16 protein-coding genes are annotated in these 16031 nt (G+C 70.5%); 11 read left to right on the top strand and 5 right to left on the bottom strand.

Annotated features, from left to right (window positions below; all coding sequences use genetic code 11):
* The first annotated feature begins 143 nt into the window (after window positions 1-143).
* The 8 genes from OG714_RS42975 to OG714_RS42940 all read left to right on the top strand — a co-directional run bounded on the left by OG714_RS42975 (window position 144) and on the right by OG714_RS42940 (window position 8940).
* Window positions 144-1010, top strand: coding sequence for an ABC transporter ATP-binding protein (locus tag OG714_RS42975; RefSeq protein ID WP_406129316.1), 867 nt, complete (start codon window positions 144-146; stop codon window positions 1008-1010).
* Window positions 1011-1013: 3 nt separating this feature from the next.
* Window positions 1014-3584, top strand: a complete 2571-nt coding sequence (locus OG714_RS42970) for an ABC transporter permease (protein WP_406129314.1) — start codon at window positions 1014-1016, stop codon at window positions 3582-3584.
* Between the two features lie 66 nt (window positions 3585-3650).
* A complete protein-coding gene (locus OG714_RS42965; RefSeq protein WP_406129312.1) occupies window positions 3651-4562 on the top strand; it encodes an LLM class F420-dependent oxidoreductase in 912 nt (303 codons plus the stop codon).
* Window positions 4555-4980 carry a GNAT family N-acetyltransferase gene (locus tag OG714_RS42960; protein ID WP_406129310.1) on the top strand — a complete coding sequence of 142 codons (426 nt, stop codon included), beginning with the start codon at window positions 4555-4557 and terminating at the stop codon, window positions 4978-4980. The genes OG714_RS42965 and OG714_RS42960 overlap by 8 nt, the downstream gene beginning before the upstream one ends.
* A gap of 154 nt (window positions 4981-5134) precedes the next feature.
* Window positions 5135-6499, top strand: coding sequence for a hemolysin family protein (locus OG714_RS42955; protein WP_406129308.1), 1365 nt, complete (start codon window positions 5135-5137; stop codon window positions 6497-6499).
* Window positions 6496-7509, top strand: coding sequence for a hemolysin family protein (locus OG714_RS42950; protein WP_406129307.1), 1014 nt, complete (start codon window positions 6496-6498; stop codon window positions 7507-7509). The genes OG714_RS42955 and OG714_RS42950 overlap by 4 nt, the downstream gene beginning before the upstream one ends.
* A gap of 291 nt (window positions 7510-7800) precedes the next feature.
* Entirely contained in the window at window positions 7801-8583 is a 783-nt protein-coding gene (locus OG714_RS42945; RefSeq protein ID WP_406129305.1) for an SGNH/GDSL hydrolase family protein, read from the top strand.
* 6 nt (window positions 8584-8589) lie between these two features.
* Window positions 8590-8940 carry a DUF4326 domain-containing protein gene (locus OG714_RS42940; RefSeq protein WP_406129303.1) on the top strand — a complete coding sequence of 117 codons (351 nt, stop codon included), beginning with the start codon at window positions 8590-8592 and terminating at the stop codon, window positions 8938-8940.
* A gap of 126 nt (window positions 8941-9066) precedes the next feature.
* Here OG714_RS42940 and OG714_RS42935 read toward each other — a convergent pair whose 3' ends face one another.
* Together OG714_RS42935 and OG714_RS42930 are read right to left on the bottom strand one after the other, a co-directional pair.
* On the bottom strand, window positions 9067-9642 hold the full coding sequence (locus OG714_RS42935; RefSeq protein WP_406129302.1) for a hypothetical protein: 576 nt from the start codon (window positions 9640-9642) through the stop codon (window positions 9067-9069).
* A 67-nt stretch (window positions 9643-9709) separates the two neighbouring features.
* Entirely contained in the window at window positions 9710-10321 is a 612-nt protein-coding gene (locus OG714_RS42930) for a hypothetical protein (protein ID WP_406129301.1), read from the bottom strand.
* 280 nt (window positions 10322-10601) lie between these two features.
* On the opposite strand from OG714_RS42930, the gene purB reads away from it, so the two are divergent.
* Window positions 10602-12044: an adenylosuccinate lyase gene (purB, locus tag OG714_RS42925; protein WP_033283481.1), complete on the top strand. Its 1443-nt coding sequence runs from the start codon at window positions 10602-10604 to the stop codon at window positions 12042-12044.
* Window positions 12041-12586 (top strand): G/U mismatch-specific DNA glycosylase, encoded by a 546-nt coding sequence (gene mug, locus OG714_RS42920; protein WP_406132141.1) that lies wholly within the window; start codon window positions 12041-12043, stop codon window positions 12584-12586. Before purB ends, mug begins: the two co-directional genes overlap by 4 nt.
* Window positions 12587-12590: 4 nt before the next feature.
* Here mug and OG714_RS42915 read toward each other — a convergent pair whose 3' ends face one another.
* The 3 genes from OG714_RS42915 to OG714_RS42905 form a co-directional block, all read right to left on the bottom strand.
* The gene (locus OG714_RS42915; protein ID WP_406129299.1) at window positions 12591-13034 is read right to left on the bottom strand and encodes a hypothetical protein; all 444 of its coding nucleotides are present in this window, start codon (window positions 13032-13034) and stop codon (window positions 12591-12593) included.
* Between the two features lie 81 nt (window positions 13035-13115).
* A complete protein-coding gene (locus OG714_RS42910; RefSeq protein WP_406129297.1) occupies window positions 13116-13838 on the bottom strand; it encodes an ABC transporter permease in 723 nt (240 codons plus the stop codon).
* A 2-nt stretch (window positions 13839-13840) separates the two neighbouring features.
* Window positions 13841-14761 carry an ABC transporter ATP-binding protein gene (locus tag OG714_RS42905; protein WP_406129295.1) on the bottom strand — a complete coding sequence of 307 codons (921 nt, stop codon included), beginning with the start codon at window positions 14759-14761 and terminating at the stop codon, window positions 13841-13843.
* Between the two features lie 108 nt (window positions 14762-14869).
* On the opposite strand from OG714_RS42905, the gene OG714_RS42900 reads away from it, so the two are divergent.
* Entirely contained in the window at window positions 14870-16024 is a 1155-nt protein-coding gene (locus tag OG714_RS42900; protein ID WP_406129294.1) for a sensor histidine kinase, read from the top strand.
* Window positions 16025-16031: the final 7 nt, after the last annotated feature.

Below are 16031 nucleotides of genomic sequence, written 5' to 3'. Positions count from 1 at the left end.
TTACATCGGTATCGGGGGCCCGACCTGGGGTGGAGACCACCTCGGTCGCACGGGGGATATCGGGTGTGTGGCGCGTCACACTAGGCTCGGCCCGGAGTACGGAGTCGGCACGTCCACCAGTGCGGGAATCCGAGGGGGCTGTCTTGTCCATATCTGCTGCGGAGCACGCTCCAGGCCAGGCCTCGGCCGGCGGGATCGCGGCCCGCGCCCGCGCTCTGACCAAGGCCTACGGTTCGGGCGAGACGGCCGTGCTCGCCCTGGACTCGGTGGACGTGGACATCGCGCGCGGCCGTTTCACCGCGGTCATGGGCCCGTCCGGCTCCGGGAAGTCCACGCTGATGCACTGCCTGGCGGGGCTCGACACCGTTTCGGCCGGACAGGTGTGGCTCGGCGACACCGAGATCACGGGGCTGAAGGACCGCGAGCTGACCCGGCTGCGCCGGGACCGGATCGGGTTCATGTTCCAGTCGTTCAACCTCATCCCGACCCTCAACGCGGCCGAGAACATCACGCTGCCCATGGACATCGCCGGCCAGAAACCGGACCAGAAGTGGCTGGACCAGGTCATCGACACGCTCGGGCTGCGCGACCGGCTCAAGCACCGGCCGTCCCAGCTCTCAGGGGGCCAGCAGCAGCGCGTGGCGTGCGCGCGGGCGCTGGCCTCCCGCCCCGAGCTGATCTTCGCGGACGAGCCGACCGGCAACCTCGACTCGCGGGCCGGTCTGGAGGTCCTCGGCTTCCTGCGCGACGCCGTCGACGACCTCGGGCAGACCGTGGTCATGGTCAGCCACGACCCGGGCGCCGCCGCCCACTCCGACCTGGTGCTCTTCCTCGGGGACGGGCGGATCGTGGACGAGATGGAGAGGCCTACGGCGGAGGGGGTGCTGGAGCGGATGAAGAGGTTCGACCTCGCCCGCACCAAGTTCGAAGGCCCCTCCAAAGGCACGACCGACGCACCCGGTACACCCGGTACACCCAACACACCCGACGTAACCCTCGACAAGGACTGACCCGTGCTGAAGGCGACCCTCCGGAGCTTCCTCGCGCACAAGGGACGGCTGCTGCTCTCGGCGCTCGCCGTCGTGCTGTCCGTGGCGTTCGTGGCCGGCAGCCTGATCTTCTCCGACACGGTGACCCGCACCTTCGACCGGCTGTTCGCGTCCACGTCCGCCGACGTGACCGTCGAGCCGAAGCAGGACCTCAAGTCCTCGGTGCCCACCGGCGCGACCGAGACGGTGCCCGCCGCGCTCGCCGGGCAGGTGGCGAAGGTGGCCGGGGTCGCCTCGACCCACGCGGACGTGTCCGTCGAGAACATCGTGGTCGTCGACAGCAAGAACAAGTCGGTCGGCCCCACCACGGGCGCGCCCACCATCGCCACCGACTGGTACCTCACCGACCGCAGCCCGGTGAAACTGACCTCGGGGCACGCCCCGCAGGGTGCCAGCGAGGCCCTCCTCGACGCGGACACCGCCGACAACAAGCACGTGCGGATCGGCGACACCCTGACCGTGCAGGCACAGCCCGGCAGCTTCAAGGTCCAGATCGTCGGCATCGCCACCTTCACCACCACCAACCCGGGTGCCGCGCTGGTCTTCCTCGACCCCGCCACCGCGAAGGACCAGCTGCTCGGCGCGCCCGACCGCGCCACGAGCATCTCGGTGGGCGCGGCGAAGGGTGTCGACGACGCCGTACTCAAGCAGCGGGTGGCCGCCGCGATCGGCTCTTCCGGTACGTACGACATCAAGACCGCCGACGAACAGGCGAAGTCGGCAGCCGCCGATCTGGGCGGCTTCCTCGACGTCATCAAGTACGTGATGCTGGGCTTCGCCGGTATCGCGGTCCTGGTCGGCGTCTTCCTGATTGTCAACACGTTCTCGATGCTGATCGCCCAACGCACCCGCGAACTGGGCCTGTTGCGTGCCCTGGGCGCGGACCGCAAGCAGGTGCGGCGGTCGGTGCTCACCGAGGCGCTGCTGCTCGGGCTGGTCGGGTCAACTGTCGGGCTGGCGGCGGGGATCGGGCTCGCGGCCGGGCTGATCAAGCTGATGACCGCGTTCGGCATGAACCTCAAGACCACGGAGATGGTGGTCGGTTGGCCGACTCCCGTGGCGGCGTACGTGGTTGGGGTCGGCGTCACCTTCGTCGCCGCGTACCTCCCGGCCCGGCGTGCTGCGACCGTCTCCCCCATGGCGGCTCTCGCGGACGCCGAAGTCGCGGGCGTGGGGCGGCCGTTGAAGGTGCGCGCGGTCGTGGGATCGATCGTCGGGGCGATCGGTGTCGCCGCGCTGGCGGGCTGCGCCGCCGCGACGAGCACGGCCTCGTCCTCCTCCCTCCTGGGCCTCGGGATCGTCCTCACCCTGATCGCGACCGTCATCGCGGGCCCGCTTCTGGTCCGCCCGATGATCCGGGTGCTGGGCGGCGCCTTCCCGGCCCTGTTCGGCTCGGTCGGCCGGATGAGCCAGCGCAACGCCCTGCGCAACCCGCGCCGTACGGGCGCCACCGCGGCGGCCCTGATGGTGGGGCTCGCCCTGGTCGGCGGGATGTCGGTGGCGAGCGCGTCCATGTCCAAGTCCTTCGACCAGCAGATCGACAAGACCCTGGGCGCCGACTTCGTGATCCAGAACGGCAACTTCCTGCCGTTCTCCAAGGAGGTCACGGACCAGGTGCGCGCCACCGAGGGCGTCGGTCTCGTCGTACGGGCCCGCTTCGCACCCCTCGCGGTCCGACTGCCGGACGGCAAGCGGGTGGAGACGACGGCGGCCGGCTACGACACCCCGCTCGACGATGTCGCCCACATCAAGTACGCGCAGGGCGGCACGAGTTCGGCGCTCGCCGCCGGACACCTCGCGATGGAGGCCGACTTCGCGAAGAAGCACGGTGTACGGATCGGCAGTGTGCTCCCCGTCGAGTTCCCGGGCGGCCGCACCACGAAGCTGACGGTGGGTGCCCTGAGCGACCAGGGTTCCTCGGGCGGGTTCGGGACGCAGGGCGGGCTGTTCTTCGGGATCGCCACGGTCGAGAAGTACGTCCCGAACGGCCAGGACTCCTCGCTGTACGTGAACGCCGCGTCCGGCACCGGCGCCGACCAGCTCCGCAAGGCGCTGGAGACGACGCTGAAGCCCTATCCGCAGGTCCAGGTCCGCGACCAGGCCGACTACAAGAAGCTCGTCCACGACCAGATCGCCGTCCTGCTCTATCTCGTGTACGCGCTGCTCGGGCTGGCCATCGTCATCGCGGTGCTCGGCGTGGTCAACACCCTTGCCCTGTCGGTCGTGGAGCGCACCCGCGAGATCGGCCTGCTGCGCGCGATCGGACTCGGGCGGCGCCAACTGCGGCGGATGATCCGGCTGGAGTCGGTGGTGATCGCGGTGTTCGGCGCGGTGCTGGGACTCGGTCTCGGCCTGGTGTGGGGCGTGTGCGCACAACAAGTCCTGGCGCTCCAGGGCATGGAGGCGCTCGCGATTCCGTGGACCACGATCGTCGCGGTGGTGATCGGCTCGGCGGTGGTCGGCATCGTGGCGGCCCTGCTGCCCGCGCTGCGCGCGTCGCGGATGAACGTGCTGGCGGCGATCGCGCACGAGTGATGGAATCGCGCCAGCAGCTCACACCACGTGGCGCTCGGTCAGGTCACCTGCCTGCGAGGAGAGTTCATGCCGCGCCCGTTCCGCTTCGGGGCCAGCCTGCTCACGTCCGCACCCGCCGACGAGTGGCGCGCGAGATGCCGACGGGCCGAGGAACTCGGCTACGACGTGCTCCTCGTCCCGGACCACCTCGGCATGGTCGCGCCGTTCCCGGCGTTGGTCGCGGCGGCTGACGCGACCGTACGGCCACAGGTGGGCACGTTCGTGCTCAACGCGGGCTTCTGGAACCCGACTCTGCTGGCCCGCGAGGTGACGACGACCCACGATCTGACCGGCGGACGCCTCGAACTCGGCCTCGGCACCGGCTACGTACAGGCGGAGCACGACACGGCGGGGCTGCCCTTCGGTTCGCCGGGCGAGCGCGTCGACCATCTGCGGCGCACCATCGAGGAGTTGGGGCGCCTGCTGGACGCAGCGAACTGCCGGGTACCGCTCCTCCTCGGCGGCAACGGCGACCGCATGCTGCGCCTGACCGCCGAGCACGCGGACATCGCGGCGTTCGCGGGCGCGAGCCTGGAACCGGGCAGCACGACGGGCAAGCTCGCGCCGGTCGACGCCGCCGAGTTCGGCCAACGGGTCGCCCAGTACCGGGAGTTCGCGGCCGACCGCGACGAGCCCGCCGAACTCAACCTCCTGATCCAGGTGGTGGCCGTGACCGACGACCCCGCGAGCGCACTCCGGCCCCTGCTGGACCGCCGACCGGACCTGACCCTGGAGCGGGTGCTGGACCTGCCCGTCATGCTCGTCGGCACCCTGGACGAGATCACCGCGAAGCTGCGCGCGCTGCGCGACCGGTACGGCTTCTCGTATCTCACGGTGCTGGAGCCGTACATGGAGGCGTTCGCGCCGGTGGCCGCGGAACTGCGCCGAAACCCACTCGCCACGCCCGCCGTCCCTCTGCTTGGCTCGCCCCATGAGTGATCTTCCTGTCCGTAGCGCGGCCCTCTCCGACATCGACGCCGTCCTGGCCTTCTGGCGCGAGGCCGCCGAAGGCACGAGCATCAGCGACGACCGCGACGGCGTGGCCCGGCTCATCACCAGGGACCCCGACGCGCTGATCCTGGCGGAACGTGACGGGCGGCTCGTCGGGTCCGTGATCGCCGGTTTCGACGGCTGGCGCTGCCACCTCTACCGGCTGGCCGTGCACCCGGAGCATCGCCGGCAGGGCATCGGCTCGGCGCTGCTCGCGGCGGCCGAGGAGCGGTTCGTGGCGCTGGGCGGGCGTCGCGGCGACGCGATGGTGCTGGAGCGCAACGAGACGGGCCGGCATGCGTGGCGCGCGGCGGGGTACGCACCCGAGGAGCACTGGCGGCGCTGGGTGAAACACTTCACCACCTGATCGCTTTGCTCATCCTTTACTATTGGCGGACAGCACGGCACTTCGGCATCGACCTCCTCGAAAGGTGTGAACGTCCGCCCATGGGCGAGCCTCCCAGTACGCGACATCGCGCGAACCTCCCTGCCCTGTCCGATCATGGGACGGAGGTGACCCGATGACCGAAGTGCTCCTGCTCCTGGTGGCGATCCTGCTCTCGCTCGCCTGTGGTGCCTTCGTCGCGGCCGAGTTCTCGCTGACCACCGTCGAGCGCGGTGAGCTGGAGCGCGCGGTCGAGCGCGGCGAGCGGGGCGCCGCGGGCGCCCTGAAGGCCGTACGGAATCTGACGTTCCAGCTCTCCGGGGCGCAGCTCGGCATCACCGTCACCAATCTGGTCGTCGGCATGCTCTCCGAGCCGTCGATCGCCGCGCTGATCGCGGGCCCGCTCGAATCGCTGGGCATCTCGCACTCCGCGTCGAAGTCCGTCGCGCTGGTGCTGGGTACGGCGCTGTCGACGGTGTTCCTGATGGTCGTCGGCGAGCTGGTGCCGAAGAACTGGGCGATCTCGTCGCCGCTCAGCGTGGCGAAGCGGGTGGGGAACGCGCAGCGCTGGTTCAGTGCCGCGTTCCGCCCGTTCATCAGCCATCTGAACAACACGGCCAACCACGTGGTGCGGGCCTTCGGCCTGGAGCCCGCCGAGGAGCTGGCCTCCGCGCGCGGGCCGCAGGAGCTGGCCGCGCTGGCCCGGCACTCCGCCAGGGAGGGCGCCCTGGAGCCGGACACCGCCGAGCTGTTCGTACGGACGCTCAACCTCGCCGACCTCACCGCGGAGAACGTGATGACGCCCCGCGTCCAGGTCGTCGCCCTCGACGCCCAGGCGACCTGCGAGGACGTGGCCAACGCGACCCGGGCCACCGGGCTGTCCCGGTTCCCGGTCTTCCGCGGCAACCTGGACGAGGTCGTCGGCACGGTCCACATCAAGGACGTGTTGGCGGTTCCGGCGGACCGCCGCCCCCGCTTCCCCCTCTCCGAGGTGATGCGCGAACCCCTCCTCGTCCCGGAGTCCCTGACCGTGGACCGCCTCCTGGACCGGCTGTCCGGCAAGCGCACGATGGCCGTCGTCATCGACGAGTACGGCGGTACGGCGGGGGTCGCGACCCTGGAGGACATCGTCGAGGAGGTCGTGGGAGAGGTGCGGGACGAGCACGATCCGCACGAGACGCCCGACCTGGCCCCGGCCGGGGCGGACGACGACGGTCGCACGCTCTACTCGGCGGACGGCGCCGCCCGTATGGACCAGCTCGCGCGCGTGGGACTGCGGGCGCCGGAGGGACCGTACGAGACGCTGGCCGGTCTGGCTGCCAATGAGCTGGGGCGGATTCCGGAGGTCGGTGACGTCGTCGAGGTCGCCGGGTGGCGGATCGACGTGGTGGACGCGTCCGGCCGGCGGGCCGCGCGGCTGCTGCTGCACGCGCCGCTCGACGACTCCGGTTCCGGCTCGGATTCCGGATCCGGTTCCGACTCCGCGAAGGGGGAGCTGTGACCGCCGTACAACTGCTGATCGGGTTGGCGACGCTGGTCGTCAACGCCTTCTTCGTGGCCGCCGAGTTCGCGTTGATCTCGGTGCGCCGCAGCCAGATCGAGCCGTACGCCGAGGACGGCGACCGGCGGGCCAAGAGCGTGCTGTGGGGTCTGCAGCACGTGTCGGCGCTGATGGCCGCGGCCCAGCTCGGCATCACGCTGTGCACGCTGGTGCTCGGCATCGTCGCGGAACCGGCGATCGCGCATCTGCTGGAACCGGTGTTCCACGCGGTCGGCGTGCCGGAGGGCGCGGGGCACGCGGTGTCCTTCGTGATCGCGCTCGCCGCGGCGACCTATCTGCACATGCTGCTCGGCGAGATGGTGCCGAAGAACATCGCCCTGGCCGAGCCGGTCCGCAGCGCGCTGGTCCTCGGACCGCCGCTGGTGACGCTGTCCCGGGCGCTGCGTCCGGTGATCTTCACGATCAACGCGTTCGCCAACACGCTGCTCAAGCTGATGCGGGTCGAGGTCAAGGACGAGGTGACGGCGTCCTTCTCGGACGCCGAACTCGCCCGGATCGTACGGGACTCCGGAGAGGCGGGGCTGATCGACGAACGGGCCCTGGAGCGGCTCAACGACGCGCTGGAGCTGGGCAGACGGCCCGTGCGGGACGTCGTACTCCCCCTCGAACGCGTCGACTACGTAGTCGACGGCATCACCCCGGCCGAGCTGGAGGTGCTGTCGGCCGAGTCCGGCTTCTCCCGCTTCCCCGTGGTGGACGGCGAGCGCCGGATCATCGGCTACCTGCACGTCAAGGACGCACTGGACGCCTCGCCGCGCAACGAGCCGTTCAAGGTCGAGGACATGCGGTCCATCGCGAACGTGAAGGAGGACACCCCGATGGACGACGTCCTCACCGCGATGCGCAGCAGCCGTACGCATCTCGCGGCGGTGCTGGATGAGGAGGGGCGACTGACCGGTCTTGTGACCATGGAGGACGTGCTGCGGGAACTGTTCGGGCAGCGGGCGTAGGGCGCCGGGGAGGGTACCGGCTGAGGCCGGGCGAGTGCCGGTGGAAGCCGGGCGGGTACCAGTGGGCGGCCAGGCGAGCGTGCTTCGGGGCCAAGTGGGCGCGGCTTGGAGGCCGGGCGGGCGCTGGCGGAGGGCGAGCTCGGTCGGAGGCCAGGTAGGTGCTGGCGGCCGGACAGGCGGACGCGGCCTGGAGGACCGGCGGGCGCTGATGGCGGCCAGGCGGGCGTGACCGGAGGCCTGTGAAGGCCCACCTACCGGTGGGTATGGACGCGGGATATCATTTTCGTCGCCATGCAGACGAACCCCACACACACCAGCCTTGTCGCGATCGGCGACTCCTTCACCGAGGGCATGTCGGACCTGCTCCCGGACGGCACCTACCGGGGCTGGGCCGATATCCTCGCCGGCCGGATGGCCGCCCGGGCTCCCGGCTTCCGGTACGCCAACCTCGCCGTGCGCGGCAAGCTGATCGCGCAGATCGTCGAGGAGCAGGTCGGCCCGGCGGCCGCCATGCAGCCCGATGTGATCACGCTGGTGGGCGGCCTGAACGACACCCTGCGCCCCAAGTGCGACATGGGCCGCGTCCGCGCTCTCCTGGAAGAGGCCGTCGAACGCCTCACCCCGGCCTGCAAGCACCTGGTGCTGATGCGCAGCCCCGGCCGCCAGGGCCCGGTCCTGGCGCGCTTCCGCCCCCGCATGGAGGAACTCTTCGCCTGCGTCGACGACCTCGCCGCCCGCCACGGCGCCCTGGTCGTCGACCTGTACGGTGCTCCCTCGCTCGGCGACCCGCGCGCGTGGGACGTCGATCGTCTCCACCTCACGGATGAGGGCCACCGTCGCGTCGCCGAGGCGGTCTGGCAGACCCTCGGCTACGAGGCGGAGGACCCTGACTGGCGCACCCCGATGCCACCGACCCCGCCCCCGAACTGGACCGCCCGCCGCGTCGAGGACGCCCGCTTCACCCGCCAGTACCTCCTCCCCTGGATCGGCCGCCGCCTGACCGGCCGCTCCTCGGGCGACGGCCTCTCCCCCAAGCGCCCGGACCTGCTGCCCTACGAGGGCCCGGCGGCGTAACTCCCCATGACCACGCGGGTGACCAACGTCAGGGGCCACATCCACGAGTACGGCTCCCGCCTGGAACGGGCCCCGAAGGAGATCATCTACGTAGGCCGCCGCTGGACCCTCGGCGGCTGGGACCTCCCCCGCCACCCGCTCCACAACCCCTTCGCCTACGACACCCCCACGCGCCGCCGGGACGGCACGCGCGCGGAGGTGATGGCGATGTACCGGGCGTATCTGCTGGAGCGGCCGTACCTGCTGGACCTGGTGCCGGCCCTGCGAGGACGGGTGCTGGCTTGTTGGTGTGCGCCGCTGGTCTGTCACGCGGGGGTGCTGGCTGAGCTCGCCGACGGTGGGGATCGCGGGGCGTGATGTGGGTCCTGCGTCTGTGTCTGTATGTGCGTGTGGGGGGGATCCCGACGATGACCTGGGGCTGATGACGGCCCCCGTCCCGGGATCCCCCAGGAGCGAGGCCGCCGCACTCCCGACCTGCGCGCCTCATACCCCCTGAACCGAGACGTCCGTGATCTCCGCGGACACCTCCGTGCCCGCGGAAGCAGTGCTGAGCACGGACGGCGTGTAGTTCAGGCTCGTCTCGTGAGACAGTTCGGCCGTCTCGATGACCGGGCCGGATTCATCGCCCTGGATCTCGTAGGTGATCTCGTACACGGCGTCGGGATCGATCCCCTCGCTGTCTCCCAGATAGGTCAGGTCCGGCTCGACCGTCACGTTGCAGCCCGCCGACCCGAAGCAGTGCCGCGCGGTGGTCTTCAGTCCGATCGCGAAACTGTCGGCGTCGACCTCGCTGTACGACGGAGCCGGATCCGGCTCCTCCGCGGTGACGGCGCCCTCGTCCTGTGTGTTCGGCTTGGCGAAGGCGGTCGGCTTGCTTCCGTCGGGTCTGGACTGCACGACCACGACGCCGGTCGCCACCACGGCGGCGATGACGGCGACGGCCGAGCCGAGGATGACCAGGTTGGTGCGCGGCTTCTTCGCCGGTGGCGACGGATCGTTCGGCGGCACAGGTGGCACAGGTGGCATTGGCGGCATCGGCGGCACGCTGCTGTCGGTCATGGTCCCCCCAGGGATGGTCGTTCCGTTCGTGTTCAGGCGTGAACGCCCCCGCGCCCGCTGACCAGGGCTACGACCAAGCCCCGGTGAAGTTGCTGGTCAGCTGCGCGTTGCAGATGTTGTAGCCGCCGGACGCGTGGCCCTTCTTCGTCTTTCCGTCCGCGGTGACCGAGCAGGTGATGTCTCCGGAGCCCTGGAGCTGGGCGTGCACGTCGTAGTACAGGGCGTTCTTGTCGAGGGTCAGCGTCGCCTCGAACCTGCCGTCCTTGAACGTGCCCTTTCGCGTGTCCGAGTCGGAGCCGTAGCCGATGTCGAGACCGCCGAGGGCGCCGGCGGGGGCGGTGCCCCACACCTTGAAGACGACCTTGCCGTCGGTGTCGTCCTTCGTGGTGTCGTTCTTCTTCGTGTCGGCACCGGCCTTGTCGGAGCTCTTGCCCGCGGGCGCCGCGCTCTTCGAGTCGCCGCTGCCGCTGGAGTCGTTGTTGCTGTTGCCGCCTCCGATGGCGACGACGGCGATGACGATGACGACGAACAGACCGACGATGCCGAGACAGCCGAGGCCGACGATCTTTCCGACGGAGCGCTTCTTCGGGGGCTGCGGCTGGAACGGGGGCTGTCCGTAAGGCTGTTGACCGTTGCCCCATCCGGGCTGCTGTGGCGGGTAGGGCGGCTGGTTGCTCATGTGTCCCCCTGAGGTCCTCGCTGATGAATGCGAGGTGTGTGACTTGTAAAGGCAGCGTGCGGTTGCCGCCTACTGGGGGTAATCACCCAATCGGGTTGGAGGCGGATCCGCGGTCCCGGGACCGATGCCGGCGAGGCCCGACCGCTACGGTCGATCTCTCACACCCGGCTCGCGATCACACACATCGCGCGGCCCTCTGCCCGGAGAGTCTTTGACCTGGGAACCCTCGGCTGAACGGACGGTCCGGACCCCTCAAGGACGCCGGGTAAACTCCGTACACGTGACTTCCGCTCCCGCCAAGCCCCGCATCCCGAACGTCCTCGCCGGACGTTACGCCTCCACCGAGCTCGCCACGCTCTGGTCTCCCGAGCAGAAGGTGAAGCTGGAGCGGCAACTCTGGCTCGCTGTGCTGCGGGCCCAGAAGGACCTCGGGATCGAGGTGCCGGACGCGGCGATCGCGGACTACGAGCGTGTGCTCGACCAGGTCGACCTGGCCTCGATCGCCGAGCGTGAGAAGGTCACGCGGCACGATGTGAAGGCGCGGATCGAGGAGTTCAACGACCTCGCCGGGCACGAGCAGGTGCACAAGGGCATGACGTCCCGCGATCTGACGGAGAACGTCGAGCAGTTGCAGATCCGGCTCTCGCTTGAGCTGATGCGCGACCGTACGGTGGCCGTCCTCGCGCGTCTCGGCAAGCTGGCCGGTGAGTACGGCGAGCTGGTCATGGCCGGCCGCTCGCACAACGTGGCCGCGCAGGCCACGACCCTCGGCAAGCGTTTCGCGACCGCCGCCGACGAGCTGCTCGTGGCTTACGGCCGGGTGGAAGAGCTGCTCGGCCGTTACCCGCTGCGTGGCATCAAGGGCCCGGTGGGCACCGCGCAGGACATGCTCGACCTGCTCGGCGGTGACGCGGCGAAGCTCGCGGAGCTGGAGCAGCGGATCGCCTCCCACCTGGGCTTCTCGCAGGCGTTCACCTCGGTCGGCCAGGTCTACCCGCGCTCGCTGGACTACGAGGTCGTGACCGCGCTGGTGCAGGTCGCGGCGGCGCCCTCCTCGCTGGCGAAGACGATCCGGCTGATGGCCGGGCACGAGCTGGTCACCGAGGGCTTCAAGCCCGGCCAGGTCGGTTCCTCCGCGATGCCGCACAAGATGAACACCCGCTCCTGCGAGCGCGTCAACGGCCTCATGGTCATCCTGCGCGGCTACGCGTCGATGACCGGCGAGCTGGCGGGCGACCAGTGGAACGAGGGCGATGTCTCGTGCTCGGTCGTGCGCCGGGTGGCCCTCCCCGACGCGTTCTTCGCGCTCGACGGTCTGCTGGAGACGTTCCTGACCGTGCTCGACGAGTTCGGCGCGTTCCCGGCCGTCGTGGCGCGCGAGCTGGACCGCTATCTGCCGTTCCTAGCAACGACCAAGGTGCTGATGGCCGCGGTCCGCGCGGGTGTCGGCCGCGAGGTCGCGCACGAGGCCATCAAGGAGAACGCCGTCGCCTCCGCGCTGGCGATGCGCGAGCAGGGCGCCGAGCGCAACGAACTGCTGGACAAGCTCGCCGCCGACGAGCGCATCCCGCTCGACCGCGCCCAGTTGGACGCGCTGATGGCCGACAAGCTGTCCTTCACGGGTGCCGCCGCCGACCAGGTCGCCGTCGTCGTCGCCCGTGTCGAGGAGCTCGCGAAGCAGCACCCGGAGGCCGCGGGTTACACCCCGGGGGCGATCCTCTGACCCGCTTCACCCAGGCCGAGCTGGAGGCCGCCCGCGACCGTCTCGTACCGGACGTCGTCGCGGACGGCCTCGCCGTGCTGTTCTGCGGCATCAACCCCGGTCTGATGACGGCGGCCACGGGCCACCACTTCGCCCGTCCCGGCAACCGCTTCTGGCCGGTACTGCATCTCTCCGGTTTCACCCCGAGGCTCATGAAGCCCGCGGAACAAGGGGAGTTGCTGTCGTACGGGCTCGGCATCACGAACGTGGTGGCACGGGCGACGGCTCGGGCCGACGAGTTGGGCCCGGAGGAGTACCGCGAGGGCGGCCAACTCCTCGCGTCGAAGCTGACGGGGTGGAAGCCGCGGTGGCTCGCGGTGCTGGGCGTTACCGCCTACCGGGCTGCTTTTGACGACCGCAAGGCCCAAGTCGGGCCGCAGGAGCGGACGTTCGGGGACACGCGCGTGTGGGTACTGCCCAACCCGAGCGGGCTGAACGCGCATTGGACGGCGGCGACGATGGCCGAGGAGTTCGGGCGGCTGCGGGTCGCCGCGCAGGACTAGATCCTCACGGTGGGTCCATCTCCGTTACGACCGCCAGGAGTTGGAACGGGAGTTCCTTGTCCCACTGGGATACGCCGAGGGCGATCCACCGGCCGGTCTGCGGCGACTTCCACAGGTGTACGTCCGGGACGTGCACGCTGAGCGAGGCCCAGGGCTCCGGTATGTCCTCGCCGTCCTGCGACCGCTCGAACGCGCTCTCCAGACTGATGGCACGGAGCGCTCCCCATCGCTCGAGCAGCCGCTCGCCGAGTCCGTCCCGGTCGATCTCGTACTGCGCCTCGGTCTCCTCCCGCTCCGTTCCGTCGTCCTCCCAGAAGTCGCCGCTCGTCTGTAATTCGGCGATGTGATAGCCGGGTCCTCCCATGCCCACGTCCGTCCTGCCGTGCTCCGCGGGGAAGTCCCGGGTGCACAGCAGGTCGATCGTCGTCAGCGAGTGCGTGATGTTCATGCCTCCAGTGAACCGGCTCCCACTGACAATGGGCGGGGCGTCAGGCCCCGCACGGGGGCAGACGTTCCGGCACTTCCGAGATCAGGCGTCCCGGCGCCGGACACTCCACGCCCCCGCCGCCAACGCGGCCACGGTCCACAGCGCCGTCACCCCGAGCCCGGTCCACGGCCCCATCGACCCGGCCCAGGTCTGGTGGAGCGCCACCTGGCCGGCCCGGTCGGGCAGGAGGTCCGCGAGGTCGCTCGACGCGTCGCCGACCACGAAGGACACAATGAGCAGGAACGGTATGACGATGCTCAGCGTCGCCACTCCGCTGCGCAGCACCGCCGTGAGACCGGCCGCGAGCAGCGCCATCAGCGTGAGGTAGACGGCACAGCCGACCACACCGCGCACCTGCTCCGCCCAGCCGAGCCCGTCGGCCTCGGCGCCCAGCACCACCTTGCCGACCGCCAGTGTCACCACGCCGGTGACCAGGCCGACGGCGAACACGGGTACGGCGATGGCGGTCGCCTTGGCCGCGAACCAGCGTCCCCGGTGCGGTACCGCGGCCAGCGACTGCCGTAGCGCTCCGCCCTGGAACTCGGAGGACACGGCGGTCGTGCCGAAAGCGATCGCCGCGATCTGGCCGAAGGCCACGCCGAAGAAGACCGCGAACAGCGGGTCGAAGTCGTCGCCGCCGGTGTCGGAGGAGGCGAGTGCGGAGAAGAGCGCCGTCACCGCGAGCATCATGGCGAGGGCCGCGACCTGGGAGCGGAGGGTTCGGATCTTGATCCACTCGGAGTGGAACACGGGCGTGAATGCCATGGTCAGGCCTCCTGGTGCGGTGCGGTGAACTCGGTCTCGGTGGCGGTCAGATCGAGGTAGGCCTGTTCCAACGTGCCCTCGGTGGAGGTCAGTTCGAGGATCGGTACGCCCGCCGCGGACAACAGGGTGCCGATCTCGTCCACGCGTGCGTGCGTCACGGTCCAGTGCCCGTCCTCCTGCTCCACGGGATCGAGACCGTGCCCGGCGAGTGTGCTCTTGAGGGCGCCGGCGTCCGTCGTACGGATGCGTACGTGGGGTTGCACGCGCGCGTCGATGAAGTCCCGCATCGGGGTGTCGGCGAGGAGCCTGCCGCGACCGAGGACCACGAGGTGGTCGGCGAAGGAGGCGGTCTCGTTCATCAGGTGGCTGGAGACCAGGACCGTGCGGCCCTCCGCCGCCAGCCGGCGCAGCAACTCCCGGATCCAGACGATGCCTTCGGGGTCGAGGCCGTTCGACGGCTCGTCCAGCAGAACGACCTCGGGGTCGCCCAGGAGGGCACCGGCGATGCCCAGCCGCTGGCGCATGCCCAGGGAGTACGTCTTCACCCGGCGACGTGCGACCGACGCGAGTCCCGTCTCCTCCAGCACCGCGTCGACCCGGGCGGCCGGGATGCGGTTGCTCGCCGCCAGGGCGCGCAGATGGTCGCGAGCGGTACGGGAGCCGTGCGCGGCCTGCGCGTCGAGCAGGGCGCCCACGTGGCGCAGCGGCTCGGTGAGCGCGGCGTAGGGCCGGTCTCCGATGGTGGCGGTGCCGGAGGTGGGCCGGTCGAGGCCGAGGACGAGGCGCATGGTGGTGGACTTTCCGGCGCCGTTGGGGCCGAGGAAGCCGGTGACCTTGCCGGGGCGGACGTTGAAGGTGACGTGGTCCACGGCCCGCCGGGTGCCGTACTCCTTGGTGAGGTCTCGTACGTCGATGCTGGTCATGGCCAACAGCCTGGCCGTTCAAGGGGGTTGGGTCCTCCCCCGCCGGTGGAGATCGTCTCCCCCGCCCGGGGGAGGCCGATTGTCAGTGCCGGCTGTCACGATGTCGGGATGGCCCGCTTCCTGCGCCCGCTGCTCCGGGGGACGACGTATACGCGTCTACTGCACCTCTGGGTGCCGATGCTGCTCACCAGTGTGTGGATCTTCGTCAGCCCGGAGACTCCGTACGCACCCGCATTGGCGCTCATCCCGGTCGGCCTGATCCCGGCCGTGCGGATCGGCGAGGGGGTGCAGGCGCAGTTGCTGCTGACGCCAGGCAAGCAGGACTCGGGGATCTCGGTGGCGCCGTCGGCGAGCTGGCGGGACCGGGGCCGCACCTTGCTGTGGCTGGAGATGCGCATACTGCTGGGCTGGGTGACCGCGGGCGCCTGCGTTTGGCTGCCGATCATCGCCTTCGAACTGATCGAGACCGCACGCGGGCGCGTGCCCGATGACGTATGGGTTCTCAAGGAGGCGGCACCGCACGGCTGGTACGCCTTGCTGGCGCCCCTCCCCCTGATCGCCTTGTACGCCGTCGTCGTCGGCCTGGGCAAGTTGGCCACGCTCCTGGCCCGGAAGCTGCTCGGCCCCTCGCGCGCGGAGCGGCTCGCCGCCCTGGAGGAGCGCACCGAGCAACTACTGGAACGCAACCGCATCGCGCGGGAGTTGCACGACTCCATCGGGCATGCGCTCACCGTGGCGGTGGTGCAGGCGGGTGCCGCCCGGGCTGCGGGCGACCCGGAGTTCACCGAGCGGGCGCTGGGTGCCATCGAGGAGACCGGCCGGGCCGCGCTGGAGGACCTGGAGCGGGTGTTGGGCGTACTGCGGGAGGCGGAGCGGCCGGTGAGCAGTCGGCCGACGCTGGTGGACGCCGACCGGCTGCTGGAGTCGGCGCGGGCCTCCGGGGCGAAGGTCGACGCGGAGGTGACCGGACCGTTGGAGACGGTGCCGGGGCCGGTCTCCCGGGAGGGCTACCGGATTCTTCAGGAGGCGCTGACCAATGTGCTGCGGCACGCGGGTTCCGTGCCCGTGCGGGTCCGTATCGGGGTCGCCGACGGCACCCTCGATCTGGAGGTCCGCAATCCGCTGACGGCGGCGATACCGGGTCCGGGCCGGGGCAGTGGTCTGCGGGGCATACGCGAGCGTGCCGCGCTGCTCGGGGGCCGGGCGCACACCGGACCCGACGAGGGTGACTGGCAGGTGCACGCGGAGCTGCCGCTGGGCTGATCTAGGC

Origin of the sequence: Streptomyces sp. NBC_00989, from assembly GCF_045162655.1 — a bacterium.
Taxonomy (GTDB): Bacteria; Actinomycetota; Actinomycetes; order Streptomycetales; family Streptomycetaceae; genus Streptomyces.
The sequence above is the reverse complement of the archived record's forward strand: the minus strand, read 5'-3'. Positions and strand labels throughout refer to the sequence as shown.